This is a genomic window from Arthrobacter sp. Z4-13 (genome assembly GCF_054792705.1).
Genome location: NZ_CP096459.1, coordinates 2,178,065 through 2,203,134, shown reverse-complemented (window position 1 = coordinate 2,203,134; position 25,070 = coordinate 2,178,065). Strand labels below are relative to the sequence as shown.

Here is a 25,070-nt window from a genome sequence, read left to right as displayed (position 1 = left end):
CCGCGGGATGGTTCCTTTTTTCTTTCCAGCAGTCGCCGGTCCGCTACAGCCACAGCGTCCGCCGCAGCGGCGGCGGGTCCCCGCCGGGCCGCTGGACAAGAACCTGGTTGAGGCCGGTCAGGCCGTTCTCAAAGCCCAGCGCACTGGAAGCCATGTACAGCCGCCACACCCGCGCCCGTCCCAGGCTGGTCAGCTTCGCGGCGTGGTCCCATTGCTCTTCCAGCCGGCTTACCCATGCCCGCAGGGTGAGCGCGTAATGCCGGCGCAGGGCCTCCACGTCCAGAATCTCGAAGCCTGCAGATTCCAGGGCGGTGCTCATCTCGCCCAGGCTGATCATCTCGCCGTCGGGAAAAACGTACCGGGGGATGAACGAATCAGGGTCCGGCGCGGTGGGTCCGGCGTTCCAGGAAATGGCGTGGTTCAACAGCCGCCCGCCGGGGCGCAGCAGGTTGAACAGCGCCGCTGTGTAGCGGGGCATCTCGGCCCGTCCCACATGCTCGGACATTCCGATGGAGCTGATAGCGTCGAAGGGCCCGTCCTGTATATCGCGGTAGTCCTGTACGCGGATATCCACGTTTTCGGTCAGGCCGGCGTCGGCAGCACGTTTGCGCGCCATGATGGCCTGCTCTTGGGACAGGGTCACGCCCACCACGGTAACGCCGTACTTTCCGGCAGCATGCAGGGCGAAGCTTCCCCAGCCACAGCCAACGTCCAGCACCCGCATTCCGGGTTTGAGGCCCAGCTTGCGGCACACCAGGTCCAGCTTTGCCTCCTGGGCGGCGTCCAGGCCGCGGGCAAGCCGGCCGCCGTCGGGAACCAGCCCATCCTCCTTTTCGGGCCACACGGCGCAGGAGTAGATCATTGACGAACCCAGGACGAGGGCGTAAAAGTCATTGCCGACGTCGTAATGGTGGGAGATAGCGGCGGAATCCCGCCGCCGGGAGTGGAGCCTGCCCTTTCGGGCAATTTGCGCTTCCTCCGGCGGAGGAGCAGGGTTGGGGCCGATTGCTCCCAGCCTCACCGCGGTCCGGAGCAGAGTCCATAGTTCGCCCGCCCTGAGCGGCCGGAAAGGTCCCGGTTCTGCGAACTTGCCGGCCGAGCTCAAAGCGGTGAAGGCATCAAAGACATCGCCGGGTGCATCAATGTCACCGGAAACGTAGGCCCGGCTCAGGCCCAGCTGCCCCGGGGACCACAAGATGCGCCGCAGGGCACGCCGGGAACGGAACTCCAGCAGCGGCGCTCCTTCAGGCCCGGCCTCAGAGCCGTCCCACGCCCGCAGACGGAGCGGGATGTCTTCGGTACCCAGCACGATGGCCAGGGCCTTTGCGAGCAGTGCAGCGTTCCCCTTGCTGGCGGTCATGGCAGTCCTCCCTGTGTCCTTGGGCCAAGACTAAGGCAGGCACCCCCCGCACGACTATCATGGGTGGGTGAATTCTGCCCGCGCCGACGTTGTTGTCATTGGCGCGGGCCAGGCCGGTCTTTCCGCCGCCTATCACCTCCAGCGCCGGGGGCTGGACTTTGCAGTGCTCGACGCCGAGGAAGGTCCGGGCGGCGCGTGGCGGCACCGGTGGAAGAGCCTTCGGATGGCCACCGTCAACGGCATCAGCGACCTTCCCGGCATCGCCCAGCCCGCAGTGGACCCCAAGGAACCGAGCTCGGAGTTCCTGACACGCTATTTCCGCGCCTATGAGGAGGAACTGGGCCTGTCCGTCCAGCGGCCCGTCAAGGTAGCGTCGGTCAGCCGCGAAGACACGGACCCCGCCGGCAGGTTGCTGGTCAGCACCTCCGCCGGCGATTGGAGCACAGCGGCGGTCATCAACGCCACCGGAACCTGGACCCGGCCGTTCTGGCCCATCTATCCCGGCCAGTCAACGTTCCGTGGCAGGCAGCTCCATGTGGCCGACTACGTCTCAGCCGGGGAGTTCGCGGGCAAGCATGTGCTGGTGGTTGGCGGGGGAATTTCCGCCGTCGGTCTCCTGGACGAAATTTCCCGCGTCACCTCCACCAGCTGGTTCACCCGGCGGGAGCCGGTGTGGCGTGACGCCGCATTCGACGCCAAGGCCGGCCACGACGCCGTGGCACTGGTGGAGGAGCGGGTGCGCCAAGGCCTGCCGCCGCAAAGCGTTGTCTCGGTGACCGGGCTCATCTGGACATCGGCCCTGCGTTCGGCGGCAGCACGTGGTGCCCTTGACCGGCAGCCCATGTTCTCAGCGATCGAACCCGACGGCGTCCGGCTGGCGGACGGGCGCTTCCTGGCAGCAGACGTCATCCTGTGGGCCACTGGTTTCCGGCCCGAACTCGAGCACCTCGCCCCGCTGCACCTTCGGGGACCGGGAGGGGGAATCGTGATGGACGGAACCCAGGTGGCAGCGGAGCCGCGCGTCCATCTGGTGGGCTACGGACCGTCGTCGTCAACCATCGGCGCTAACCGGGCAGGCCGGGCTGCAGTAGCGGCCATCCTGAAACTGCCGGGAATCCGGCCCACCGCCAGGACGGTAAATTGGGGCTGACGGCGGGAGCCGGGCAAACGTTGCAACAGGACAAGGCGGCAGGGACCAGGTGGCACTACAGACTCTTGAGGACGTTCTTCCGGCACTTCGGCGGCGGCCGGACGTGGAAGCGCCCAACCTGCAGGCCTGGGATGCCACAGACCGCCTGCTGCTTGATTACGCAGCCGCGCACATGTCCGCCGGAAGCAGGCTGACGGTCATTGGCGACCGGTACGGCGCATTGACCCTGGGCGCCCTTGCAGTCCTCAGCCCCGGTACGGTGCGTGTGCACCAGGACCTCATCACCGGCGAGCAGGCGCTGCGCCTTAATGCCGCGGAGGTGCCCGGAATCGGGGCCGAAAGTGGCCTGCCGTTCGTCCAGCTTCCCCTGGGACGCGAACTCCTGGAGGATGCAGAAACCGTTCTGCTGCAGCTGCCCAAGACCCTTGCCGAGCTGGACGAGATTGCGGCGGCGGTAGCCCGGTACGCCTCCCCGGACGCGGTGCTCCTGGCCGGCGGCCGCGTGAAGCACATGTCCCTTGGCATGAACGCGGTCCTGGAGCACCACTTCAGGTCTGTCACCCCGCAGCTTGCCCGGCAGAAGTCCCGGGTGATCGTGGCCGCCGGCCCGCAGGGGAGCGGGGACCCGGAGCGCTTCCCCGTCGTCGAGCACCTGGCCGAAATCGATCTTGACGTTGCAGCCCATGGTGCCGTCTTCGCCGGGCCACGGCTGGATATCGGCACCCGGTTCCTGCTGGCGTTTCTGCCGGCCATGCGGTCCGCGCAGCACGCCATCGACCTCGGCTGCGGCACGGGAATCCTTGCCTCCATGTATGCCCGGCAGCACCCCGGCTCAACAGTCACTGCCACGGACCAGTCAGCCGCCGCCGCCGCATCCGCCCTGGCAACTGCCCGGGCTAACGGCCTCGCGGGACAGATCCGTGTCCTGCAGGACGATGCCATGGCCACCCTGCCGGACGGAAGCGCGGACCTGATACTGCTGAATCCGCCCTTCCACGTGGGAGCGGGTGTCCATGCGGGGGCGGGCCTGAAGCTGATCGAAGCAGCCGGGCGGGTGCTGGCCCCCGGCGGTGAACTGTGGACCGTCTACAACCGCCACCTTGCCTATCTGCCGGCGCTGGAGCGTCACGTTGGCCCCACCGTTGTGAAAGGCCAGAACCCCAAATTCACGGTGACATTGAGCACCCGCCGCAGTCCGCGGTGACCATGGTTTGGGAAGCGGGCACGGCCAGGACAGAGGCCGGCCAAAGCTGCGCCGCGCCGTCGGCCGCCCCTATGGGTCTACGCACACGCGTAACGTACGATTCAGACATCAGCAACTATGTGCCGGAGACGAAGGGGACGCCGTGACTGAGATCCGCCAATCCTCACCACGACGCGGCACCAACCTGCCCCGGATGGGGGACTTCAACCTCACGGTGATCCTGGACGCAATCCGCAGGACCGCCGGCGGGCTCAGCAGGGTGGAGCTCGCCCAGATCGTGGGCCTTTCGCCGCAGACCATCTCCAACATCTCCCGGCGCCTCCTGGACCAGAACCTCATTGTCGAGGCCGGCAAGGAGGGCAGCGGCCCGGGCAAACCACGCACCATCCTCCGCCTCAATCCCGGCGGCATGTTCGCCGTTGGCGTCCACCTCGACCCCGCGGTGACCACCTTCGTGGTCCTGGACCTGGTGGGCGCGGTGGTACAGCACTCCCGGATCGAGACACCCGGCGGAAATGATCCCGCCGCCGTCATTGCCACCATCGCGGCCGAGATCTCCCAGCTCGTGGTGGATTCGGGCGTGGACAGGGACAGGATCGCCGGCCTTGGCGTGGCGGCTCCCGGCCCCATCGACCTGGACAACGGCACCGTGGTTGACCCGCCGCTCCTCCCGGGCTGGGACAGGGTGGAACTGCGCAACGCGCTTTCGGAAGCCACCGGCTACTCCGTCCTGATGGACAAGGACGTCACCAGCGCGGCAGTGGCGGAAACCTGGGCCGGCGGCCCGAGCGGAGCCGGCAGCTTCATCTTTATGTACATGGGCACCGGCATCGGGTGCGGGATTGTGCTGAACGACGAGGTAGTCCGGGGCGCGTCCGGCAACGCCGGCGAGATCGGCCACATCATGGTTGATCCCGACGGGCCGCCATGCGACTGCGGCATGCGCGGCTGTGTGAAGTCCTCATGCATTCCGCAGGTGCTCGTGGCTGAGGCCGAAGCCGCCGGCATCCTGGACGGCTCCCGGTCCGGCAACAGCGGGGCTGAGATTCAGCAGAGCTTCGCCGCGCTGTGCGACCTCGCCGACGAGGGAAATGAACAGGCACTGGCCATCATCGACAAGTCCGCGGTGCTGGTGGCACGGGCAGCTTCCGTGGTGACCAACACGCTGGACGTTGAGCGGGTGGTGTTTGGCGGACCGTTCTGGAGCCGCCTCGCCGAACGCTACCTCGAAAAGATCCCGGCCCTGCTCGATGCCAACAGCGCCACCCGGCTGATCCATCCCATCGAGGTGGTGGGAACCGGCGTGGGCGAGGACGTGGGGGCCATCGGCGCAGCCTCCCTGGTTCTGGAACACACCCTCGCTCCCCGCGCCCAAAGGCTCCTGCTGGAGAGCTGAAACGGTGCCCTTGCCTGGGACTGGGCACCGATCTAGCATTTGCGTATTGCCGCGGCTGGGGCCCGCTGACAACGGGGACCGCAGCCATTGATCGAATGGAGCACCATGCGTCGCCCGGCCCTCAAGAGCATGTCCCTGATCGCTGCCGCATTGATCGTCCTGACGGCCTGTACGCCCGCTGCTCCCGAGGAGGGATCGAAGACGCTGAAGGTGGTTTACCAGAAGACCGATTCCTTCACCGCCCTGGAGACCATGTTCCAGGCAGCCAAACAGGAGTTTGAGGCCGCAAACCCGGGTGTCAGGATCGAGCTGCAGCCCATTCAGGGGAACGACGACGACTACGGCACCAAGCTGGCCCTCGCCCTGAGATCGCCCTCCACCGCGCCGGACGTTTTCTACGAGGACACCTTTAAGGTCCGCTCCGACGTCGACGCCGGCTACCTCCTGAAGCTGGACAGCCACCTTGACGGCTGGGCTGACTGGGATAAATTCGACGACGGCGCCAAGGCAGCGGGGCGGGCGGACGACGGCGGGACTTACGCGGTGCCGCTGGGCACCGACACCCGGGCCATCTGGTACAACAGGAAGGTCCTCGAAGCAGCCGGGATCAGCGTTCCCTGGGAGCCGCGCAGCTGGCAGGACATCCTGGACACTGCACGCAAGATCAAGGCGAACGATCCGTCGGTGGTCCCGTTCAACATGTATGCCGGCAAGGGCACCGGCGAAGGAACCGTGATGCAGGGCTTCTACGAACTGCTGTACGGGACCGGGTCCACGCTGTACGACGAGGACACTAAGAAGTGGGTGGTGGGATCCGCCGGCTTCAAGGACTCCCTGGCCTTCCTCAAGACCCTCTACGACGAGGGGCTTGCGGTGACGCCGGCCGAGGCCCTGGATGCCAACGTCTGGAAGAAGGTGTTCGGTGAATGGTTCCCGAAAGGAAAGCTGGGCGCCACCGTGGAAGGTTCCTACGCGCCGTCGTTCTGGCAGGACGGCGGCAGCTATGAATGGCCCGGCTATGAGAAGGACATGGGAGTTGCCCCGTTCCCGACGCAGGACGGCGGCGCCCCGGGGGCCGTGAGCATGTCAGGCGGCTGGACGCTGGCCATCGGTGCCGGAACCAAGGAACCCGACCTCGCTTTCAACTTCCTCAGCACGGCGATGAACCGGGAAAATTCCCTTGCCTTCACGCTCGACAGTTCGCAGATCGCCGTCCGCCGCGACGTTGCCGATGATTCCGGTTACCAGGCCGGCAATCCGTTTGTGAAGGACGTTTCCGAACTTGTTTCCGTCACGCGCTACCGCCCGGCAACGTCCGACTACCCCCGGATTTCCGCCGCGGTCCAGGAGGCAACGGAGGCCGTGATTACCGGGACGCGTCAGCCGGAACAGGCCGCGGCGGAATACGATACAGCGGTCACGGACATCGTGGGCGGCGACAACACCGTCCGGAAGTAAGCGGTGCCGGCCCGAACCGGGGGACGCCGGTTCCTGCGTTACCTGCCCGTCCTGCCTGCCGTCCTGCTCCTGGTGGTTTTCCTCGCCGGTCCCGTGCTGTGGGCGTTCCACGCGTCCTTCACCAACGCCGGCCTGACGGGCCGCAACGCGCGCAGCCCGGAATGGATCGGGCTGGAAAACTATCAGCGGCTGCTGGTGGATCCGGTGTTCCCCCTGTCCCTGGGGCTAACGGTGCTGTTCGTTATCGGCTCGGCTGTCCTGGGGCAAAACCTGCTGGGTCTGGCACTTGCCGTCCTCATGCGCCGTGCCCGCCGGGTTGTTTCCGCCGTAGTTGGAACAGCGGTGGTGGCAGCCTGGGTGCTTCCGGAGATTGTTGCTGCCTTTGCCGTCTATGCCTACTTCAGCCGCGGCGGGACGCTTAACCAGCTGCTGGGCGGCCTGGGGATGGGCCAGCCGGACTGGCTCTTTACCTGGCCCATGACGGCGGTGGTGCTGGCCAACATCTGGCGCGGTACAGCCTTCTCAATGCTCGTGTACCGCGCGGCGCTGAACGATATTCCCACTGAAGTGGCCGAAGCTGCCCAGGTGGACGGTGCCGGGGGCTGGCGGCGGCTTGCCTTCATCACGCTGCCCATGATCCGAGGGAGCATCGCCACCAACCTGATGCTGATCACGCTGCAGACCCTCGCTGTCTTCACGCTGATCTGGGTGATGACCGCCGGCGGCCCGGCCAACGCGAGCACCACGCTGCCCATCCTTGCCTACCAGGAGGCGTTCAAGTTTGGTGACATCGGCTACGGCACTGCCGTGGCTACCGTGCTGATCCTCATTGGAGGCGTCTTTGGTGCGGTCTACATCCGGCTGCTCCGGGAGTCGAAGCAATGACCGCCCACGTCAACACAACCAAGGCCGTTCCGCACGGCGAAACTCCCGGCCGCGCATGCAGGCGGTACCGCAGCAGTACTCCCGCAAACGTGTCCCTGCTGCTGCTCGGCGTCTGCTTCCTGCTGCCGCTGCTCTGGCTGGTCCTGGCCTCACTGGACGCAGAGGCCAGCCACGAAACAAGGATTCCGGCCCAGTTCAGTCTCGAAAACTTCGCCGCCATCATGACGCCCGGGCTGCTGCTCCAGCCACTGTGGAACAGCCTGGTGCTCTCCGCCGGCACGGCCGCAGTCACCCTCGGGGCAGCAGTCCTGGCCGCCTACCCGCTGTCCCGCTACCGGTCCAGGTTCAACACGCCGTTTATGTATGCCGTCCTTTTCGGCACCTGCCTTCCCATCACGGCCATCATGGTGCCGGTCTACGGACTGTTCGTCCAGCTGGAACTGCTGGACTCGATGCCCGCCACCATCCTCTTTCTGGCCGCCACCGCCCTGCCCATGGCCATCTGGATGACCCGGAACTTCATGGATGCAGTGCCGGCCTCCCTCGAAGAGGCTGCCTGGGTGGACGGGGCATCGAGGATGACCGCCCTGCGCACCATCGTCCTGCCGCTCATGCGCCAAGGCCTTGGCGTGGTGTTCATCTTTGTGTTCATTCAGGCGTGGGGGAACTTTTTCGTCCCGTTCGTGCTGCTCCTGTCCGAGGCCAACCAGCCTGCCGCAGTGTCCATCTTCAGCTTCTTCGGACAGCACGGGGCAGTTGCCTACGGCCAGCTTGCCGCGTTCTCCATCCTGTACTCACTGCCGGTACTGGCCCTGTACGCCATCGTGGCCAAGGGCGCCGGCAGCTCGTTCGCCCTCGCGGGCGCGGTGAGGGGGTGAATGGGCACGGCCAGGGCTGAACCGCCGCGAAGGCGCAAAGGCCCGGCCTGTGCCTTCCTAGTCGATGTCCTCGAGGACCACACCGTACGGGAGGCTGTCATCAAGGTGGGCCTGGTGGCCGGTGGAGCCGGGGTTGTAAACAACCCGGACCCCGTGCAGCTTGTCCGCGGCTGATTGCTGGAGGACAGGCTTGACGGTATTGATGAACATCTCGCTCTTGTCGGCGAGAAACTCCTTATAACTGGCTGGAAGCTCGCTCATGTCAAAAGGATAGACCCGGCGGGGCCCGGTGGGGAGGGGTCCCCATTGCCGGAACCGGCAGGCCGGTCTTGGATAGGATGGCGGCGGAGTCCGGCAAGTAGTCCGCTACCCGCCAGTACAGTCATCAGGGGGAATACCAGTGCTTCAAACCAGCGTGTCCGCAAGGATTGAACCGGTGGAGCTGGCCAGGGCACAGCAGGTTGCCGCGGACATCTCCCGGAGCTTTGACGCCAAAATGGTGGGGCAGTCCCGGCTGCGGGAATCCCTGCTGGTGGGCCTTCTGACCGGGGGCCACATCCTCCTGGAGAGCGTACCGGGCCTGGCCAAGACCACCGCAGCGCAGACTGTGGCCGAAGCAGTGAGCGCGGAATTTCGGCGGATCCAGTGCACGCCGGACCTGTTGCCGAGCGATATTGTGGGCACCCAGATCTACGACGCCGCCAAGGGTACCTTCGTGACGCAACTCGGCCCGGTCCACGCCAACATTGTGCTCCTTGACGAGATCAACCGCTCCAGCGCCAAGACCCAAAGCGCCATGCTGGAGGCCATGCAGGAGCGCCAGACGTCCATCGGCGGCCAGGAATACCGCCTGCCATCCCCGTTCCTGGTCCTGGCCACCCAGAACCCCATCGAGCAGGAGGGAACGTACCAGCTTCCGGAAGCCCAAATGGACCGCTTTATGCTCAAGGACGTCCTCGATTACCCCTCGCCTGCCGAGGAAGCTGAGATCATCCGCCGGATCGACGCCGGGGTCTTCACCCAGGAGCAGAAACCGGCGGCGGCAGCGTCGCTGGACGCCGTGGTCCGGGTCCAGGACGTGGTGAAGCGGATCTACATCGATCCGGCCATCGTCAATTACATCGTGGGCCTGGTCTATGTGACCCGGAACGCCGGCCAGTACATTGACGCGCGGCTGGCTGGCTTCATCGAGTTCGGTGCCAGCCCCCGCGCCAGCATCGCCTTCAGCCAGGCGGCCCGCGCCGTGGCCCTTCTGAGTGGCCGGGACCACGTCATCCCCGAGGATGTGAAGTCCCTCGCCCACCGCGTGCTGCGGCACCGGCTCATCCTGAACTTTGAGGCTGTGGCCGAGCAGGTTGCGGTGGAAACGGTCATCGACGCCGTCGTCGCGGCAGTCCAGACACCCTGAGCCGGGGATGACCACGCTCCTTCAACGGGTGAAATCAAAGATGGCCATCTTCGCGCACCGCAAGGCCCGCGGAATGCTCGACGGCGAGTACGCTTCAGTGTTCCGCGGACGAAGCCTGGACTTTGACGACCTCCGGGCCTATGTTCCCGGCGACGACGTGCGCGACATCGACTGGAAGGCCACCGCCCGCCACGGGTCGCCGCTGATCAAAAGGTACGTCGCGGTCCGCCGGCAGACCGTCCTCCTCATCACCGACACCGGACGCAACATGGCAGCCGTGGCCCAAAGCGGCGAAATGAAAAAGGACATTGCCGTGATGGCGCTGGGGGTCATTGGGTACCTCGCCCACCGTCACGGCGATGTAGTGGGCCTGGTCAGCGGAGACTCCGCCGGGACCCAAAGCCTTCCGGCGAAGGGCGGTGAGGCGCATCTTGAACGGCTCTTGCGCCACGTCCATTCCCGTACTTCCGAGGACGCAGCCGGCAGCAGGATCCAGGAGCAGTTGGAGCACGTGGCGCACACCGTCAAAGGCAGGAACCTCCTGTTCGTCGTGGCGGACGAGATCGCGGCGGATCCGGAGATGGACCGGCTGCTCCGGCGGCTCCGGGCACAGCACGAGATCCTGTGGCTCACCGTCCGGGACGCTCAGCTGGCCGCGGCGGCTGACTGGTACAGCGTTGACGATTCCTCGTCCCTGAGCCACCTGGCACAGTCGCCGGCTGTTGCGGCAGCCTACAGGAAGGCTGCCGCTGGGCGGGACGCCGGCCGGGAGGACATGCTGCGCCAGGCGGGCATTACCCAAGGTTCGGTTGCCGGCAGCCACGACGTCATCACCGCACTGTTCGCACTCCTGGAAAGGCACCGGCGTGCAGGCTGATCCCGGATTCCAAGGCCCCCTGCAGTACAGCCCGGTGTGGATGTGGGCGGGCCTGGGGCTGCTCCTGCTGGTGGCTGCCTGGTACATTTTCGTGTTCAGCAGCACCCGGCAGACGAAGCGGCCGCGCCCGAACACCGCGCAGGCAGCGGCTCCGCTGACCGAACTGCCGGCACTCAAGGCGGCGTACCTTCAACGGATCAGCGACGTGGAGCGTAGCGCGGCCGCCGGAAAGCTAACAGCCCGCTCAGCCCACCAGGAAATCAGCCTCCTGCTGCGCCGTTTCGTCCGGGATGCCACCGGCGTGGACGCGCCACGCATGACGCACGCTGACCTTGCCGAACATCCCCTGCCTGCGGCCGCCGCGGCCATCGCCGCGTTGTACCCGGGCGAGTTCGGGCCGGAGCCGTTGCCTGCCGTTGACGCCTCTGCCGCCACGGCCCGCGCGACGGTGAGTTCATGGAGCTGATCTACTGGGGGCTTATCCCTTTCGCTGTCATGGCCGCAGGCCTGGCAGGATGGCTCGCACTGCGTCCTGACAGGAAACTCAACGCACGACGCCGGCCGGCTGCCCACACTGACCGGCTCACCATGCTGCCGGAATACCAGGCGGCACTGCGGCGGCACCGCAGATGGCTGGCCGTGGCGGCAACCGCATGCGCCTTCCTGCTCGCGTCCACCGTGTTCGCGGCCGCACGCCCTGCGGACATCACCACTATCCGGCCGGAGCAGCACAACCGGGACATCGTCCTGTGCCTGGACGTCTCAGGATCCATGAGCAGCGCGGACGCCGCGGTGGTGGATGTCTTTGCCCGGCTGGCCGAAGACTTCCATGGTGAACGGATCGGACTCACCATATTCGACAGCACCGCCATCCAGGTCTTCCCCCTTACTGACGACTACTCCTACGCCCAGGAACAGCTGACGCTCGCGCGGGACGCCTTCGAAGGAAAGCCCGGCACCTCCGGCTTCCTCGATGGAACCTGGAGCGGCCGCGGTTCATCCCTGATCGGGGACGGCCTGGCCTCATGCCTCAACAGCTTCCCGCCCGGCACGGAGCCGGACACCAAGCGGCAGCGCTCGCGGTCGGTGGTCCTGGCCACGGACAACGTCGTCTCCGGAGAGCCCATCATGACACTGCCGGAAGCGGCAGGCATCGCAAAGGACAGGGCAGTGCGCGTGTATGCGCTCAACCCGGGGGACCTGGACTACGGCACCGGCGCGGATCAGCCCGGGGCGCAGCTGAGGAAGGCCGCCGAGTTCAGCGGCGGAACCTACTATGCGCTGGAAAGCCCCGAGGCTGTGCCGGGAATCGTGGGTGCGGTGCAGGAAACCGAGGCCCTTGCCCTCCAGGACGCTCCCCGGGCGGTGGTCTCGGACCGCCCTGACCTCCCGTTGGGACTTGCACTCTTCTCGGGACTGGCGCTCGCTGTGGCGTACAGGCGGCTCCGGCCATGACGTTGCAGCCGATCCTGCCGTGGTGGCTTATGGTTCCCGTCATCGCGGCCATGCTGGTGCTCCTGGGATGGAAAGTCTTCCTCGAACCACAGCGGGGCACGCGCGTCGAGGTCCGCCGCGCCGTGCTGGTGCTGCTGCTGTTCGCAGCGGCGCTGCGGCCGGGTTTGCCGGGCGGGTCAGGTGCAGCAGCCACCGCGGACCTCAACGTATTCTTCGTGGTGGACGCCACCAGCAGCATGGTGGCCGAAGACTACGGAAATGGCGCGCCGCGGCTGGACGGCGTGCGCCAGGACATCCTGGCGATTGCCGGGGAGCTGCCCGGCGCCCGCTTTTCACTCATCACCTTTGACACCAAAGCGCATGTCAGGATGCCCCTGACCACCGACACGTCGGCGCTGCAAACCATCACCTCCATCCTCGAGCCGCAGGTCACGTTCTATGCCAAGGGCAGCAGTATCACGGCCGCCCGTGACGTGCTCGCCGAGCGCCTGGCCGCCGCCAGGGAGAGCCACCCGGGGCGGCCCCGGTTCGTTTTCTACCTGGGCGACGGCGAGCAGACCAGCGGGAAGGAACCGGAGCCACTCAAGCTGGAGGGCGGCCTCGTGGCCGGGGGAGCAGTGTTGGGATACGGCACCGCCGGCGGCGGGCGGATGAAGGAAAATACCGGGCAGGAGTCCGACGGCGATGCGCCCTACATACAGGACAGCAGCGGCAGTGCCACCAGGGACGCGGTGTCCGTTATCGATGAAGGCAGGCTACGGGAGATCGCGGCCCAGCTTGACGTGCCCTACGTGCACCGGGCTGCGGGGGACCCTGTGTCCGCAATGATGCAGGAGGCGGGCCCCGGTGAACTGGAACGCCCTGCTGGAGAGAGCAGCCTGGGCGGCCGGACAGAGCTCTACTGGCTGTTCGCGGCCGCGGCTTTTGTGCTCGGCCTGGCGGAGGCCGTTGGAATTATCCGGCAATTCCGCGAACTGCGGCCGGCTTCCCGGCAGCATCCGGCCCCACGGTCCTCAGCAGCAAAGGAGGCAGCTCGATGAAGGCTGCCGAAGCCCATGCCAACCCGGCACGGGTGCGAAGGCGCTGCCTGCTGCTGTGGTCGGTACTGCCTGTACTCCTGCTGCTGTGCGTGGCCGCCAAACTGCTCAGCGTGGGTCCCCTCGCAGGGCAGGCGGCCCGCGCCTTCGCAGCAAACGATGCCGCCGCCGTCGGAATGGCTGCAGAGGGGCTGGGGCTGGCGAACATCCTCGAACGGCACAAGGCCCCGTTCGCAGCAGGCGACGCCTTGGTACTTTCCGGCAACTTCACAGCTGCCAGGCTCCGGTTTGAGGAAGCCCTGGCACTTGCACCGGCTGAATCAGCCGATGCCTGCACCGTCCGGCTGAACCTTGTCCTGGCCATCGAGAGGCTCGGCGACGACAAGCTGCGCTCGCAGGATCCGGCGGCGGCTGCCTTGTTCACGGAGGCGCTGGACATTGCCGCTGCGGCGCCTGGCGGTTGTTTCTCCGGCGGCGCTGCTGCAGAAGCCGGCGGGAAGCTGACTGAGGCAGCAGGGCGGTTGGAAGAAAAATTGGAACAAGCCGGCGACGGGCAGGAAGGCAAGCAGCAGGAGGCCGGCGGGGAGGACCCGCAACCCGACGCTCCTAACAAAACCCAGCTGGAAGAGCTGGCGGAAAGCGCCCGGGAGTCCCAGCGCGAACGTCACAGCGGACGGGAACGCGAGGAGTACCTTCGGGACAGCGGGTACACTCCCGGCCCCGGCAGGCCTTGGTAACGAGAGGCAGCGGCCAACAAGCGAACGGCGCTGAGGGCGAAGAAAGTTCTGCGGCACGAGGAAATAAGTCGTAAGACTGCGTCTTAATTCGGCGTAGAACTTGAATGCTCTTCCAGCCGCTCCTAGAGTTCTATACAAGTTACCGCGGTAACGTGTCAGCGATCCTCCGTTGCGGAGGGTGTGGGTGCCTCCATGTGGGCCTGACATTTGCTCACGGACAACTTCATTCCAGGCGTAACAGTCGCGGCTGCGTCCTAGTGGAGTTTTTCCGTGTTCCCCAAACTCAATTCATTGCCGGTGTCCCGTCGAAACTGTTGACGGGCAGCCCTCAATGGCCCAAAGCCAAGGACGCAAATGTCACCACCCAGCCTTATTGACACACATCCGAATCTCTCTGAAGCCGCCCCGGTGGCGCTTTCCTACGAGCTGTTCCCGCCACGTTCGCCGGCAGCCGCTGAGACGCTGTGGACCACCATCCGCGAGCTCGAAAGCACCGAACCGGACTACGTCTCTGTCACCTATGGTGCCAGCGGCTCCAACCGGGACACCGCCGTCGAACTCATCAACCGGCTCCTGCTGGAGACCACCCTCCGGCCGTTGGCCCACCTGACCTGCGTTGGCAACACGCCCCAGGAACTGGCGGAGATCGTGGGTGAGCTGCTGGACACCGGCGTGCGGGGAATCCTCGCGCTTCGCGGTGACCTTCCCAAGGACGGCGGGGAACCTGCTGCCGGCTCACTGCGCTATGCGCAGGACCTGATTGAACTCATCCGCCGGGTGGAGCAGCGCCGGTCTGCCCTGCTGTGCGCCGGAAAAATCGCGGTGGGAGTAGCGGCGTATCCCACCCGGCACCCGGAATCACCCAGCGAGGAGCACGACGTCGAGGTGCTGCTTGCCAAGCAGCGTTCAGGCGCCGATTTCGCCATCACCCAGGTGTTCTTCCACACCGAGCAGTACGCGGACCTCCTCACCAGGGCACGGCGTGCCGGGGTCACCATCCCCATCATCCCCGGCGTCATGCCGCTCACCAGTCTCCGCCGCCTGAACCGGCTGGGCGAACTGACCGGCGTGGAACCCGCTCCGGAACTGATGGCGCGCCTCGCCGCGGCGGACACCGACCTCGAACGCCTCCACATCGGCGTCAGCGCCACCGTGGACCTGGCCAACGCCGCCCTGGATGCAGGAGCACCCGGCATCCACATCTACACCTTCAACGAGCACCAAAGCGCGCTGGAGGTGCTGGACAAACTGGCCCTTCCGCGGCGCAGCCGGTCCGGCATCCGCCAGGCACCGGCGGCCAGCCGCCAGCTCGCCAGCTGAACGACTCTTCCATCCTTACTGCCGTAGACGCTACGGCCCCCACAAACCTAGGAATTGCCATGCCTGAAAACACCCCCGTCACTCCATTCCCGGCAGCTTCTGTCCTGGGCTACCCCCGCATCGGCCGCCGCCGTGAGCTCAAAAAGGCCGTCGAGGCCTACTGGACCGGCAAGATCGATGCCGCTGCCCTGGACGCCGCCGCCAAGGACATCCAGTTGACCATCGCCAGGCGACTGCAGGAGCTCGGCCTGACCGAAGCCGCAGCCGTGCCCGGCACGTTCTCCTACTATGACCAGGTCCTGGACACCACCGCGCACCTCGGCGCAGTGCCGGCCCGCTTCGGCAAGCTCCTCAACGCTGAGGGACAGCTCGACGTCGAGGGCTACTTCACGCTTGCCCGCGGCAACAAGGAACAGCAGCCACTGGAAATGACCAAGTGGTTCGACACCAACTACCACTACCTGGTGCCGGAGATCGGCCCGGAAACCGAATTCACCCTCGCCTCCACCGCCAAGGTTGACGAGTTCGCCTTCGCCCTGGCCAACGGCATCGAGACCCGCCCGTACATTGTTGGCCCGGTCACCTACCTGTTGCTGTCCAAGGCTTCCGACGACGCTCCTGCCGGCTTCGCTCCGCTGTCCCGCCTCGAGGACATCCTGCCCGTCTACGTGCAGCTGCTCGGGAAGCTTGCAGCCGCCGGCGCCAGCTGGGTCCAGCTCGACGAGCCCGCGCTGGTGGTGGACCAGGATACCCCGGCCGCAGAAATCGAAGCAGCCGTAGCCCGTGCCTACGAGGTCCTCACGGCTGCAGCAAACCGCCCGCAGATCCTCGTTTCCACGCCGTACGGCTCGCTGGACGGCCAACTCGGCACGCTCTCAGCCACCAACATCGACGCCCTGCACATCGACGTCTTCAAGGGCGCCGTTCCCTCTGCCGCCGCCCTCGCCGGCCTGGGTAACAAGACCCTCGTTGCCGGCGTCGTTGACGGACACAACATTTGGCGGAACGACCTCGCCGCGTCCGCCGCAAAGCTGGAGGAACTGAAGGCAGCGGCCGGCAAGCTCGCCGTCTCAACCTCCACGTCCACCCAGCACGTCCCGCACGACGTCGCCGAGGAGACCCTGCTCTCCGAGCAACTTCGCAGCTGGCTGGCTTTCTCTGACCAGAAGGCGGTTGAGGTCAAGACCCTCGCGTCCTACCTGGCCCACCCGGCCTCGGCCAAAGCAGCCATCGACGAAGCAACCGCCGTGATCGCCTCCCGCGCCACCGCTGAAGGCGTCCGCCGTTCAGACGTCCGTGCCCGTACCGAGGCCCTGACTGCTGCTGATTTCAGCCGCTCCGAATATGCAGTCCGCGAAGCTGCCCAGGAAGAGGCGCTGCACCTTCCGCCGCTGCCCACCACCACCATCGGCTCTTTCCCGCAGACCTCGGAGATCCGTTCGGCCCGTGCCCGGAACAACAAGGGCGATCTCACCAACGAGCAGTACGAAAAGCTCATGAAGGACGAGATTAAGCGCGTCGTGGATCTGCAGGAGGAGCTCGGCTACGACGTCCTGGTGCACGGCGAGCCCGAGCGCAACGACATGGTGCAGTACTTCGCCGAAAACCTCGAGGGCTTCGAGGTCACCGTCCACGGCTGGGTCCAGTCCTACGGCTCGCGCTGCACCCGTCCGTCCATCCTTTGGGGAGACGTCACCCGCAGCGCTCCCATCACGGTGGCATGGGCAGCGTACGCGCAGTCCCTCACCAGCAAGCCGATGAAGGGCATGCTCACCGGTCCGGTCACCATCCTTGCCTGGTCCTTCGTCCGCGACGACCAGCCGCTGGGCGAGACCGCCAACCAGGTTGGCCTGGCCCTGCGCGACGAGATCGCCGATCTCGAAGCCGCCGGCATCAAGGTCATCCAGGTGGACGAGCCAGCACTGCGCGAACTCCTCCCGCTGCGCAAGGCTGACCACGCCGGCTACCTGAAGTGGTCCGTGGACTCCTTCCGCCTGTCCACTGCGGGCGCGGCCGACGCCACCCAGATCCACACCCACCTCTGCTACTCGGAGTTCGGTGTGATCATCGACGCCATCGACGGCCTGGACGCGGACGTCACTTCCATCGAGGCCGCCCGGTCCCGCATGGAGGTTGTGCACGACCTTGAGTCCCACGGCTTCGGCCGCGGCGTTGGCCCGGGCGTGTACGACATCCACTCGCCGCGCGTTCCCGGCACTGAGGAAGTCACCGAGCTGCTGAGCACCGCCGTCAAACACGTGCCAACCCGCCAGCTCTGGGTCAACCCGGACTGCGGCCTGAAGACCCGCGGCTACACCGAGACTGAGGAATCCCTGCGGAACCTGGTGGAGGCCACCAAGAAGGTCCGCGCCAGCCTGCTGGAAACAGCCAAGTAAGACAACAAAAAAGCGGTGGTTGAGTCCAACTCAACCACCGCTTTGCGTTTTCAGGACCAGACGATCTCGTCGTCCACCACGCCATCTTCATCGGCCGATGCCACCAGGACCTCGTCGGTGAAATGCTCGCCGAGGGTGAAGTCCATGACGAAATAGCGTTCGGGCTGGCCAGGGTAGATGCCAACATGGCCAAGCTTCAGTGCCTTCAGGAACACTGCATGGGTGAGCTGGCTGCGGTCCGACACACCGAAAACCTTCTGCAGGTGCTCATCCTTGAGTGCGTTGCAGTGGAAGTGGAGGTATTCCTGGGGACTGGTGCCTTCCTGCTCCAGCTCCTCGGCGATCATGTCGCGCACCTCATCAACAAGCTCGGGCAGGAAGCGCAAACGGTAGTCCACCTTGCGCAGGGCGGCTTCGTCAAAGTGGTCATGGGCGCTGACGTTAAGGTCGATTTCCAGCGGATGGCCGCGCAGTTCATGCTTGGCGGCGATGGAGTGATCCTTGCCGTGGTTGAGCTCGATCTCTCCAAAGTGCTGGCTCGCTACCTTGTTCATACTTTCAACATAGACCCGAACTGCGGTGCATTCCAGCGTTCAGGCCTAATTCACCGCCGTGCGCATTCCAGCGAGAGTTTCAGCCAGCAGGTCAACAAACAGCTGCAACCGGGCGGTTTTCCTGTCGTTGATCAGCAGCGCGAAAACGTTGCGGGCCAGCCTGATCTCGGGAACGTCGAGCACCACGACGCCCTCAGGGCGGTGGCGAAGTGCCAGTTCGGGAACCAGCGCCGCCCCGAGCCCTGCCGCGGCCATTTCGAGGCTTGCGTGGAAGTCGTCACTGTGGGCCACTACCCGGGGATGCAGGTTGCAGCCCGCGAAGAGGCGTTCGATGACCATGGCATCGCTGGTGCCAGGGTGGTGCATGATCCAGGGCATTTCGGAGAGATGGTCGGCCGCCACTTTTGCGTCCGAGCGGAAACCCCAGCCGGAAGGCAGCACCACACGGAAGTTGTCGTCCCCGATCCACTGCCGGTTGATGGTGTTCGGCCAGGCGAACCCGGTCTGGCCTACCTGGAACACCACGGCCAGGTCCAGGTCGCCGCCGGTGCGCAGCCCCTGGATGGTCTGGCCCGGTTCGGCCACGGACACTTTCAGGTCGATGCCGAGGTTCTTCCAGGCGGGGTTCTTCAGGATCCGGGGCAGGACGTAGGTTGCCAGGCTGGGAAAGATGCCCAGCCGAAGTTCCTGGTTGGCTGTGTCCTGGGTCTTGGAAGCCGCGGCCATGAGTGCCTCCATGTCCGTAAGCACCTTTGCGGCGTGCCGGGTCATCACGACCGCGGCTTCCGTGGGCACCACGCTGCGCGCGGAGCGCTGGAAGAGGACCACGCCGGTGTCCCGTTCCAGCGCAGACATCTGCTGCGAGACTGCCGAGGCCGTGTAGCCCAGCGTTGTTGCGGCGGCCGCGAACGAGCCCAGCCGCGTGACCTCCAGAAGGGTCTTCAGGTGTACCGGATTTACCACCTGCCCACAGTACTCCGCCCAGCGCCGTAGAAGCGGCCGGCAGCGCACCCGTCCGCTGCTACTGGACACTCTGCGGGCAAAGAGTCAAGAATGAGCCAACGGGCAGCGGAACTCCTGGGCTCCGGCCAGGCCGGACTCCTGCGGCCCGGGTTGATCCGATCTTTTGGGGCAGGACATGAAGGCCGTGGTTGTCGGGGCGGGCATCGCAGGCCTCGTCGCGGCACGCCAGCTGGCGTTGGCCGGCTGGGACGTCGACGTCCTCGAGAAGGCAGCCGGTCCGCGCCCCGATGGCTACATGATGGACTTCTTCGGTCCAGGAGTGGAGGCGGCCGAGAGGATCGGTCTTTATCCGCGGCTCGCAGCGGTGGCCTACCACGTTGACGCAGCGGAGTATATCGATGCCACCGGACGCCCCACGTCAAGGCTGGACTATGGCCTCTTCGCCCGGCTTGCCGGCGGGAAGGTCCTGAGCCTGCTGCGCCCCGATATGGAGCGTGCCGCGCTCGCTGCCCTTGACGACGTGGGCTCCGGCCGGGTGCGGGTGCGGTACGGGGTGCCGTTTTCCCGGGCATGGGGCGATGGTTCCGAAGTGCAGGTTGCCGTCGGCGGCGCACCGGAGATGACTCTCGCCGCTGACGTCTTCATCGGCGCTGACGGCATCCATTCCGGAGTGCGCGCCCGGATGTTCGGCCCAGAGGATGACTACCTGCGACCGCTGGGCATGCGTGCTGCCGCCTTCATCGTCACCGAACCGCTCCTGAATGCCCGCTTCGGGAACAGATTTGTCCTTACCGACACCATTGACCGGGTGGCCGGGTTGTACGGCCTGCGCGCGCAGGAGGTGGCGGCACTCATGGTCTACAGGGACGCAACAAGGGCGGCAGGGCAGCAGGGATCAGAAAGTCCGCGGGAGCGGCTGCGCCGCGAGTTCGACGGACTGGGCGACACGGTTGACCGGGTCCTGGAATTGTGTCCCGAGCATCCGTACGACGACGTCGTCGCACAGGTTGTCATGCCGCACTGGCAGCGAGGGCGGGCAGTTCTCGTGGGGGACGCCTGCGGTGCCGTGTCGCTCCTCGCGGGCCAGGGCGGCTCGCTGGCAATTGCCGGCGCCGCGCGGCTGGGCGACGTCCTCGGACCCGTGACCTCACCGGATGGTATCGGTCCGGCCCTTGTTGAGTTTGAGCGAATCTGGCGGCCCGTGGTGGAGGCGGCACAGGCCACCGGTCGGCGCGCCGCCGCATCGTTCCTCCCTGCAAATCAGGCCCAGCGCCTCCTGCGCCGCTGGACAATATGGGCAAGCCAGGTGCCGGGAATCGATCGGCTGGTTGCCCGCCGGATCGTGGGGAGGACCGCAAAGTTAGGGTCCGGCTGAGGAAGCCGGCAGTGATGGTGCCTTGACGGAATTGGCAGCAGCCGCCGTCGTGCATTCATTGCGGTGGGCTTGGTCACCATAAGGCGTTCCGAGGGTCACTTCGGCGCCCCTGTTGGATGCTCCCGGCAGCCCAAACCCCGCCCCTGCACAAGGGCCGACACGCCGTCTTTTCCACGACACGCTGGGCGTTAAATGTGGCTAACTACTCCACAGGATGTGGATTGCGTCCATAAAAACAGCGGGATTCCGGACATTTTGAAGCCCCCTGCCTGTGGATTAAAGGTGCACAAAATGACATACTTGTAATACATCATCTTGGGGTTCAAAAGAGGCGTCTGCACTAGATGTAGTATCTACATACAGCTTGGGCGGGACACCGGTTGAGCAAGTTTTTCAGCAAAGGGGACAGGAACCATGACCGTAACGGTTTACACAAAGCCTGCTTGTGTTCAGTGCAACGCCACCTACCGGGCGCTCGACAAAAAGGGCATCACCTATCAGAGCGTTGACATCTCCCAGGACGCTGAGGCACTTGAGCGCCTGAAGGCACTTGGCTACATGCAGGCACCCGTTGTGGTCACGGACCAGGACCACTGGTCAGGCTTCCGCCCGGACAAGATCGAGGAACTGGCGCTCTCCGCTGTTTCCTCCGTGGCCTAGGGGTCACCCCTTTTCCTACCGGCAACAAACAACCAGCTGAGGTGACTCCCACGGCAGCACCAGCAGCCCAGGAATTCCATACAGCACAGGAATCCCAGGCATCCAGGGAACTTCACGCGGCTCAGCGCGTGGACGCTCCCGGGCCGGCTCCGGCGGTTGTTACCAGCAGTCGGCTCATCTACTTTTCCTCGGCATCCGAGAACACCGCCCGCTTTGTCTCAAAGCTCGGCCGTGAGGTGGCCCGGATTCCGCTGCTCGCCAAGGATGCACCCCTCCTCGCCACCCGGCCGTTCGTGCTGGTGGTGCCCACGTACGGCGGCACCGGGGGAGAGGGTTCTGTCCCCAAGCAGGTCATCCGGTTCCTGAACATTCCGCAGAACAGGCAACTCCTGCGCGGCGTGATCGGCGCCGGCAACACAAACTTCGGGGACAACTACTGCATGGCGGGGGACATCATCGCCGCCAAGTGCGGAGTGCCGCACCTCTACCGCTTCGAATTAATGGGCACGCCAGAAGACGTGTCCCGCGTAAACAATGGATTGGACACGTTTTGGACACGACTGTCGCAGACACAGAAGTAACCAGGGCCCAGAAGCCTGAGATGCCTGCCGCCTACAAGGGCCTGGGGTATCACGAGCTGAACGCCATGCTGAACCTCTACGGCCCCAACGGCGAAATCCAGTTTGAGGCGGACCGCGAGGCTGCGCACCAGTACTTCCTGCAGCACGTGAATAACAACACCGTGTTCTTCCACGACCTGGAAGAGAAGCTCGAATACCTGGTCAAGAACGACTACTACGAGCGCGAAACCCTGGACCAGTACACGATGAACTTCATCCGTGAGCTGTTCAACCGCGCCTACAAAAAGAAGTTCCGCTTCGAAACCTTCCTGGGCGCCTTTAAGTTCTACACGTCCTACACGCTGAAGACGTTCGACGGCAAGCGTTTCCTGGAGCGCTACGAGGACCGTGTCTGCATGGTGGCCCTGCACCTGGCCCGCGGCAACGAGCAGCTCGCCCTGCAGATGGTGGACGAAATCATCGAGGGCCGCTTCCAGCCGGCCACGCCCACGTTCCTGAACGCCGGCAAGAAGCAGCGCGGCGAGCTGGTCTCCTGCTTCCTGCTCCGCATCGAAGACAACATGGAGTCGATTGGCCGGTCCATCAACTCCGCACTGCAGCTGTCCAAGCGCGGCGGCGGCGTGGCGTTCGCGCTGACCAACATCCGCGAGGTGGGCGCGCCCATCAAGCAGATCGAGAACCAGTCCTCCGGCGTCATCCCCGTGATGAAGCTCCTCGAGGACAGCTTCTCCTACGCCAACCAGCTCGGTGCCCGCCAAGGTGCCGGTGCTGTGTACCTGCATGCGCACCACCCGGACATCTACCGCTTCCTGGACACCAAGCGCGAGAACGCTGACGAGAAGATCCGCATCAAGACACTCTCCCTCGGCGTCGTCATCCCGGACATCACGTTCGAGCTGGCCAAGCGTGACGAGGACATGTACCTGTTCTCCCCGTACGACGTCGAACGCGTCTACGGCATGCCGTTCTCCGACGTCTCGGTCACCGAGAAGTACTACGAGATGGTGGACGACTCCCGGATCAAGAAGACCAAGATCAAGGCACGCGAGTTCTTCCAGACCCTCGCCGAGATCCAGTTCGAATCCGGCTACCCGTACATCATGTTCGAGGACACCGTGAACCGGGCGAACCCGATTGACGGCAAGATCATCATGTCCAACCTGTGCTCCGAGATCCTCCAGGTTTCCCAGCCCACCACGTACAACGATGACCTGTCGTATGCGGACACCGGCAAGGACATCTCCTGCAACCTGGGCTCGCTGAACATTGCCAAGGCCATGGACTCTCCGGACTTCGGACTGACCATCGAGACGGCCATCCGATCGCTCTCGGCTGTGTCTGACATGTCCAACATCACCTCGGTGCCGTCCATCGCCAAGGGCAACGACCAGAGCCACGCCATCGGCCTCGGCCAGATGAACCTACACGGCTACCTGGCCCGTGAGCGGGTCCACTACGGTTCCGAAGAGGGCCTGGACTTCACCAACATCTACTTCTACTCGGTGGTGTACCACGCGGTCCGCGCCTCCAACCTGCTGGCCATCGAGACCGGCCAGACCTTCGGCGGCTTCGAAAAGTCCAAGTACGCTTCCGGCGAGTTCTTCGACAAGTACACGGAGCAGGAATGGGTTCCGCAGACCGAGAAGGTTGCGGAGCTGTTCAAGAACGTGCACATCCCCACGCAGGCAGACTGGCTGGCGCTGAAGGCGTCGGTTATGGAGCACGGCATCTACAACCAGAACCTGCAGGCTGTTCCGCCGACGGGCTCGATCTCCTACATCAACAACTCCACCTCCTCGATCCACCCGGTGGCGTCCAAGATTGAAATCCGCAAGGAAGGCAAGCTGGGCCGCGTGTACTACCCGGCGCCGTACCTGACCAACGACAACCTGGAGTACTACCAGGACGCGTACGAAATCGGCTACGAGAAGGTCATCGACACCTACGCCGCCGCCACCCAGCATGTGGACCAGGGCCTGTCGCTGACGCTGTTCTTCAAGGACACCGCCACCACGCGCGACATCAACAAGGCCCAGATCTACGCCTGGAAGAAGGGCATCAAGACCATCTACTACATGCGTCTCCGCCAGCTCGCGCTGGAAGGGACGGAGGTGGACGGCTGCGTCAGCTGCATGCTTTAATCTTCAACTAAATCGTAATGGTACGACGGCGGGCGCCCGCCCGCCGTCGTACGCTTTAAGTAAGAACCAACCCAACTTTTAGGGGATGACATGACCGAGAAGGTCAAGCTGCTGAGCCACGTCGAGGCCATTAACTGGAACCGCATCCAGGACGACAAGGACGTCGACGTCTGGAACCGCCTGGTGAACAACTTCTGGCTGCCGGAGAAGGTGCCGCTGTCCAACGACGTCCAGTCCTGGAACACGCTGACCCCCGCCGAGCAGCAGCTCACCATGCGCGTGTTCACCGGCCTGACCCTGCTCGACACTGTGCAGGCAACTGTTGGCGCTGTCAGCCTCATCCCTGATGCCCTGACTCCTCACGAGGAGGCCGTCTACACGAACATTGCTTTCATGGAGTCGGTGCATGCCAAGAGCTACTCCTCCATCTTCTCCACGCTGGCCTCCACCAAGGAGATCGACGAGGCGTTCCGCTGGTCCACCGAGAATGCAAACCTTCAGAAGAAGGCGCAGATCGTTATGGACTACTACCAGGGCGATGACCCGCTGAAGCGCAAGGTGGCCTCCACGCTGCTGGAGAGCTTCCTGTTCTACTCGGGTTTCTACCTGCCGATGTACTGGTCCTCCAGGGCCAAGCTGACGAACACTGCCGACCTGATCCGCCTGATCATCCGTGATGAAGCAGTGCACGGCTACTACATCGGCTACAAGTTCCAGCGTGCGCTGGAGACGGTTTCCGAGGAGCGCCGCCAGGAGATTAAGGACTACACCTTCGAGCTGCTCTTCGAGCTGTACGAGAACGAAGTCCAGTACACGCATGACCTCTACGACGGCGTTGGCCTGGCCGAGGACGTCAAGAAGTTCCTGCACTACAACGCCAACAAGGCGCTGATGAACCTGGGCTACGAGGCCATGTTCCCGTCCTCCGTTACCGACGTGAACCCGGCCATCCTTTCGGCGCTGTCCCCGAACGCCGACGAGAACCACGACTTCTTCTCGGGGTCAGGTTCGTCCTACGTGATCGGCAAGGCCGTGAACACCGAAGACGAGGACTGGGACTTCTAGTCTCTTGTGAGAAGTCCATCTATTTGAAGTAGCTGTTATTAAAGTGGGGCCCTGCACGGTATCGTTCGCCTTCCGGCAGAACCGGCTCGACGGCGTTAACACCACGCTCTGGAATTGCCGCCGTCCTGCTTGGAGCTGATGGCCGGTCACCAGCTTGCGTACACGCCGTC

The 25,070-nt window shown here is 64.9% G+C and carries 23 protein-coding genes; 19 read left to right on the top strand and 4 right to left on the bottom strand.

Annotated features, from left to right (window positions below):
- Positions 1–43: 43 nt before the first annotated feature.
- The gene (locus tag M1E07_RS11925; protein WP_461186919.1) at positions 44–1,360 is read right to left on the bottom strand and encodes a class I SAM-dependent methyltransferase; all 1,317 of its coding nucleotides are present in this window, start codon (positions 1,358–1,360) and stop codon (positions 44–46) included.
- A gap of 67 nt (positions 1,361–1,427) precedes the next feature.
- Between M1E07_RS11925 and M1E07_RS11920 the strand changes: the two genes are divergently transcribed.
- The 6 genes from M1E07_RS11920 (at position 1,428) to M1E07_RS11895 (ending at position 8,331) form a co-directional block, all read left to right on the top strand.
- Positions 1,428–2,510 carry an FAD-dependent oxidoreductase gene (locus M1E07_RS11920; RefSeq protein ID WP_461186918.1) on the top strand — a complete coding sequence of 361 codons (1,083 nt, stop codon included), beginning with the start codon at positions 1,428–1,430 and terminating at the stop codon, positions 2,508–2,510.
- A 49-nt stretch (positions 2,511–2,559) separates the two neighbouring features.
- The gene (locus M1E07_RS11915) at positions 2,560–3,714 is read left to right on the top strand and encodes a class I SAM-dependent methyltransferase (protein ID WP_461186917.1); all 1,155 of its coding nucleotides are present in this window, start codon (positions 2,560–2,562) and stop codon (positions 3,712–3,714) included.
- Positions 3,715–3,907: 193 nt separating this feature from the next.
- A complete protein-coding gene (locus M1E07_RS11910; RefSeq protein ID WP_461190386.1) occupies positions 3,908–5,110 on the top strand; it encodes an ROK family transcriptional regulator in 1,203 nt (400 codons plus the stop codon).
- 105 nt (positions 5,111–5,215) lie between these two features.
- Positions 5,216–6,568 carry an extracellular solute-binding protein gene (locus M1E07_RS11905; protein WP_461186916.1) on the top strand — a complete coding sequence of 451 codons (1,353 nt, stop codon included), beginning with the start codon at positions 5,216–5,218 and terminating at the stop codon, positions 6,566–6,568.
- Between the two features lie 3 nt (positions 6,569–6,571).
- The gene (locus tag M1E07_RS11900) at positions 6,572–7,453 is read left to right on the top strand and encodes a carbohydrate ABC transporter permease (RefSeq protein ID WP_461186915.1); all 882 of its coding nucleotides are present in this window, start codon (positions 6,572–6,574) and stop codon (positions 7,451–7,453) included.
- Complete coding sequence (locus M1E07_RS11895; protein ID WP_461186914.1) at positions 7,450–8,331, top strand: carbohydrate ABC transporter permease; 882 nt, start codon at positions 7,450–7,452, stop codon at positions 8,329–8,331. Before M1E07_RS11900 ends, M1E07_RS11895 begins: the two co-directional genes overlap by 4 nt.
- Positions 8,332–8,388: 57 nt before the next feature.
- Here M1E07_RS11895 and M1E07_RS11890 read toward each other — a convergent pair whose 3' ends face one another.
- Positions 8,389–8,592 carry a hypothetical protein gene (locus M1E07_RS11890; protein ID WP_461171592.1) on the bottom strand — a complete coding sequence of 68 codons (204 nt, stop codon included), beginning with the start codon at positions 8,590–8,592 and terminating at the stop codon, positions 8,389–8,391.
- Between the two features lie 139 nt (positions 8,593–8,731).
- Between M1E07_RS11890 and M1E07_RS11885 the strand changes: the two genes are divergently transcribed.
- The 8 genes from M1E07_RS11885 to metE all read left to right on the top strand — a co-directional run bounded on the left by M1E07_RS11885 (position 8,732) and on the right by metE (position 17,561).
- Positions 8,732–9,739 carry an AAA family ATPase gene (locus tag M1E07_RS11885; protein ID WP_461186913.1) on the top strand — a complete coding sequence of 336 codons (1,008 nt, stop codon included), beginning with the start codon at positions 8,732–8,734 and terminating at the stop codon, positions 9,737–9,739.
- Positions 9,740–9,746: 7 nt separating this feature from the next.
- Positions 9,747–10,616 (top strand): DUF58 domain-containing protein, encoded by an 870-nt coding sequence (locus M1E07_RS11880; protein ID WP_461186912.1) that lies wholly within the window; start codon positions 9,747–9,749, stop codon positions 10,614–10,616.
- Positions 10,606–11,082, top strand: coding sequence for a hypothetical protein (locus tag M1E07_RS11875; RefSeq protein ID WP_461186911.1), 477 nt, complete (start codon positions 10,606–10,608; stop codon positions 11,080–11,082). Before M1E07_RS11880 ends, M1E07_RS11875 begins: the two co-directional genes overlap by 11 nt.
- Positions 11,073–12,071 carry a vWA domain-containing protein gene (locus M1E07_RS11870; RefSeq protein WP_461186910.1) on the top strand — a complete coding sequence of 333 codons (999 nt, stop codon included), beginning with the start codon at positions 11,073–11,075 and terminating at the stop codon, positions 12,069–12,071. The genes M1E07_RS11875 and M1E07_RS11870 overlap by 10 nt, the downstream gene beginning before the upstream one ends.
- Complete coding sequence (locus M1E07_RS11865) at positions 12,068–13,111, top strand: vWA domain-containing protein (protein ID WP_461186909.1); 1,044 nt, start codon at positions 12,068–12,070, stop codon at positions 13,109–13,111. Before M1E07_RS11870 ends, M1E07_RS11865 begins: the two co-directional genes overlap by 4 nt.
- Positions 13,108–13,845 (top strand): hypothetical protein, encoded by a 738-nt coding sequence (locus M1E07_RS11860; protein WP_461186908.1) that lies wholly within the window; start codon positions 13,108–13,110, stop codon positions 13,843–13,845. Before M1E07_RS11865 ends, M1E07_RS11860 begins: the two co-directional genes overlap by 4 nt.
- A 354-nt stretch (positions 13,846–14,199) precedes the next feature.
- Positions 14,200–15,165, top strand: coding sequence for a methylenetetrahydrofolate reductase (locus tag M1E07_RS11855; RefSeq protein ID WP_461186907.1), 966 nt, complete (start codon positions 14,200–14,202; stop codon positions 15,163–15,165).
- 59 nt (positions 15,166–15,224) lie between these two features.
- Positions 15,225–17,561, top strand: a complete 2,337-nt coding sequence (gene metE / locus M1E07_RS11850; protein ID WP_461186906.1) for a 5-methyltetrahydropteroyltriglutamate--homocysteine S-methyltransferase — start codon at positions 15,225–15,227, stop codon at positions 17,559–17,561.
- Positions 17,562–17,611: 50 nt separating this feature from the next.
- Here metE and M1E07_RS11845 read toward each other — a convergent pair whose 3' ends face one another.
- Both M1E07_RS11845 and M1E07_RS11840 read right to left on the bottom strand, forming a co-directional pair.
- Positions 17,612–18,115: a DUF2004 domain-containing protein gene (locus M1E07_RS11845; RefSeq protein ID WP_461186905.1), complete on the bottom strand. Its 504-nt coding sequence runs from the start codon at positions 18,113–18,115 to the stop codon at positions 17,612–17,614.
- A gap of 45 nt (positions 18,116–18,160) precedes the next feature.
- A complete protein-coding gene (locus M1E07_RS11840; protein WP_461186904.1) occupies positions 18,161–19,078 on the bottom strand; it encodes a LysR family transcriptional regulator in 918 nt (305 codons plus the stop codon).
- Between the two features lie 175 nt (positions 19,079–19,253).
- On the opposite strand from M1E07_RS11840, the gene M1E07_RS11835 reads away from it, so the two are divergent.
- From M1E07_RS11835 to nrdF, 5 genes are all read left to right on the top strand, one after another.
- Entirely contained in the window at positions 19,254–20,453 is a 1,200-nt protein-coding gene (locus M1E07_RS11835) for an FAD-dependent monooxygenase (RefSeq protein ID WP_461186903.1), read from the top strand.
- A gap of 414 nt (positions 20,454–20,867) precedes the next feature.
- Positions 20,868–21,113: a glutaredoxin-like protein NrdH gene (nrdH, locus tag M1E07_RS11830; protein ID WP_013601222.1), complete on the top strand. Its 246-nt coding sequence runs from the start codon at positions 20,868–20,870 to the stop codon at positions 21,111–21,113.
- Between the two features lie 128 nt (positions 21,114–21,241).
- Complete coding sequence (nrdI, locus tag M1E07_RS11825) at positions 21,242–21,694, top strand: class Ib ribonucleoside-diphosphate reductase assembly flavoprotein NrdI (RefSeq protein WP_461190385.1); 453 nt, start codon at positions 21,242–21,244, stop codon at positions 21,692–21,694.
- Positions 21,695–21,714: 20 nt separating this feature from the next.
- The gene (gene nrdE, locus M1E07_RS11820) at positions 21,715–23,835 is read left to right on the top strand and encodes a class 1b ribonucleoside-diphosphate reductase subunit alpha (protein ID WP_461186902.1); all 2,121 of its coding nucleotides are present in this window, start codon (positions 21,715–21,717) and stop codon (positions 23,833–23,835) included.
- Positions 23,836–23,925: 90 nt separating this feature from the next.
- A complete protein-coding gene (gene nrdF, locus M1E07_RS11815) occupies positions 23,926–24,900 on the top strand; it encodes a class 1b ribonucleoside-diphosphate reductase subunit beta (RefSeq protein ID WP_461186901.1) in 975 nt (324 codons plus the stop codon).
- Positions 24,901–25,070 lie beyond the last annotated feature (170 nt).

Bases quoted from the DNA above. Each gene is read 5' to 3' on its own strand.
- M1E07_RS11905 (WP_461186916.1), top strand. From the start codon at position 5,216: ATGCGTCGCCCGGCCCTCAAGAGCATGTCCCTGATCGCTGCCGCATTG.
- M1E07_RS11845 (WP_461186905.1), bottom strand. From the start codon at position 18,115: ATGAACAAGGTAGCGAGCCAGCACTTTGGAGAGATCGAGCTCAACCAC.
- M1E07_RS11835 (WP_461186903.1), top strand. From the start codon at position 19,254: ATGAAGGCCGTGGTTGTCGGGGCGGGCATCGCAGGCCTCGTCGCGGCA.
- M1E07_RS11855 (WP_461186907.1), top strand. From the start codon at position 14,200: ATGTCACCACCCAGCCTTATTGACACACATCCGAATCTCTCTGAAGCC.
- M1E07_RS11895 (WP_461186914.1), top strand. From the start codon at position 7,450: ATGACCGCCCACGTCAACACAACCAAGGCCGTTCCGCACGGCGAAACT.
- M1E07_RS11870 (WP_461186910.1), top strand. From the start codon at position 11,073: ATGGAGCTGATCTACTGGGGGCTTATCCCTTTCGCTGTCATGGCCGCA.
- M1E07_RS11865 (WP_461186909.1), top strand. From the start codon at position 12,068: ATGACGTTGCAGCCGATCCTGCCGTGGTGGCTTATGGTTCCCGTCATC.
- metE (WP_461186906.1), top strand. From the start codon at position 15,225: ATGCCTGAAAACACCCCCGTCACTCCATTCCCGGCAGCTTCTGTCCTG.
- nrdF (WP_461186901.1), top strand. From the start codon at position 23,926: ATGACCGAGAAGGTCAAGCTGCTGAGCCACGTCGAGGCCATTAACTGG.
- nrdH (WP_013601222.1), top strand. From the start codon at position 20,868: ATGACCGTAACGGTTTACACAAAGCCTGCTTGTGTTCAGTGCAACGCC.
- M1E07_RS11890 (WP_461171592.1), bottom strand. From the start codon at position 8,592: ATGAGCGAGCTTCCAGCCAGTTATAAGGAGTTTCTCGCCGACAAGAGC.
- nrdE (WP_461186902.1), top strand. From the start codon at position 21,715: ATGCCTGCCGCCTACAAGGGCCTGGGGTATCACGAGCTGAACGCCATG.
- M1E07_RS11860 (WP_461186908.1), top strand. From the start codon at position 13,108: ATGAAGGCTGCCGAAGCCCATGCCAACCCGGCACGGGTGCGAAGGCGC.
- M1E07_RS11925 (WP_461186919.1), bottom strand. From the start codon at position 1,360: ATGACCGCCAGCAAGGGGAACGCTGCACTGCTCGCAAAGGCCCTGGCC.
- M1E07_RS11880 (WP_461186912.1), top strand. From the start codon at position 9,747: ATGACCACGCTCCTTCAACGGGTGAAATCAAAGATGGCCATCTTCGCG.
- M1E07_RS11910 (WP_461190386.1), top strand. From the start codon at position 3,908: ATGGGGGACTTCAACCTCACGGTGATCCTGGACGCAATCCGCAGGACC.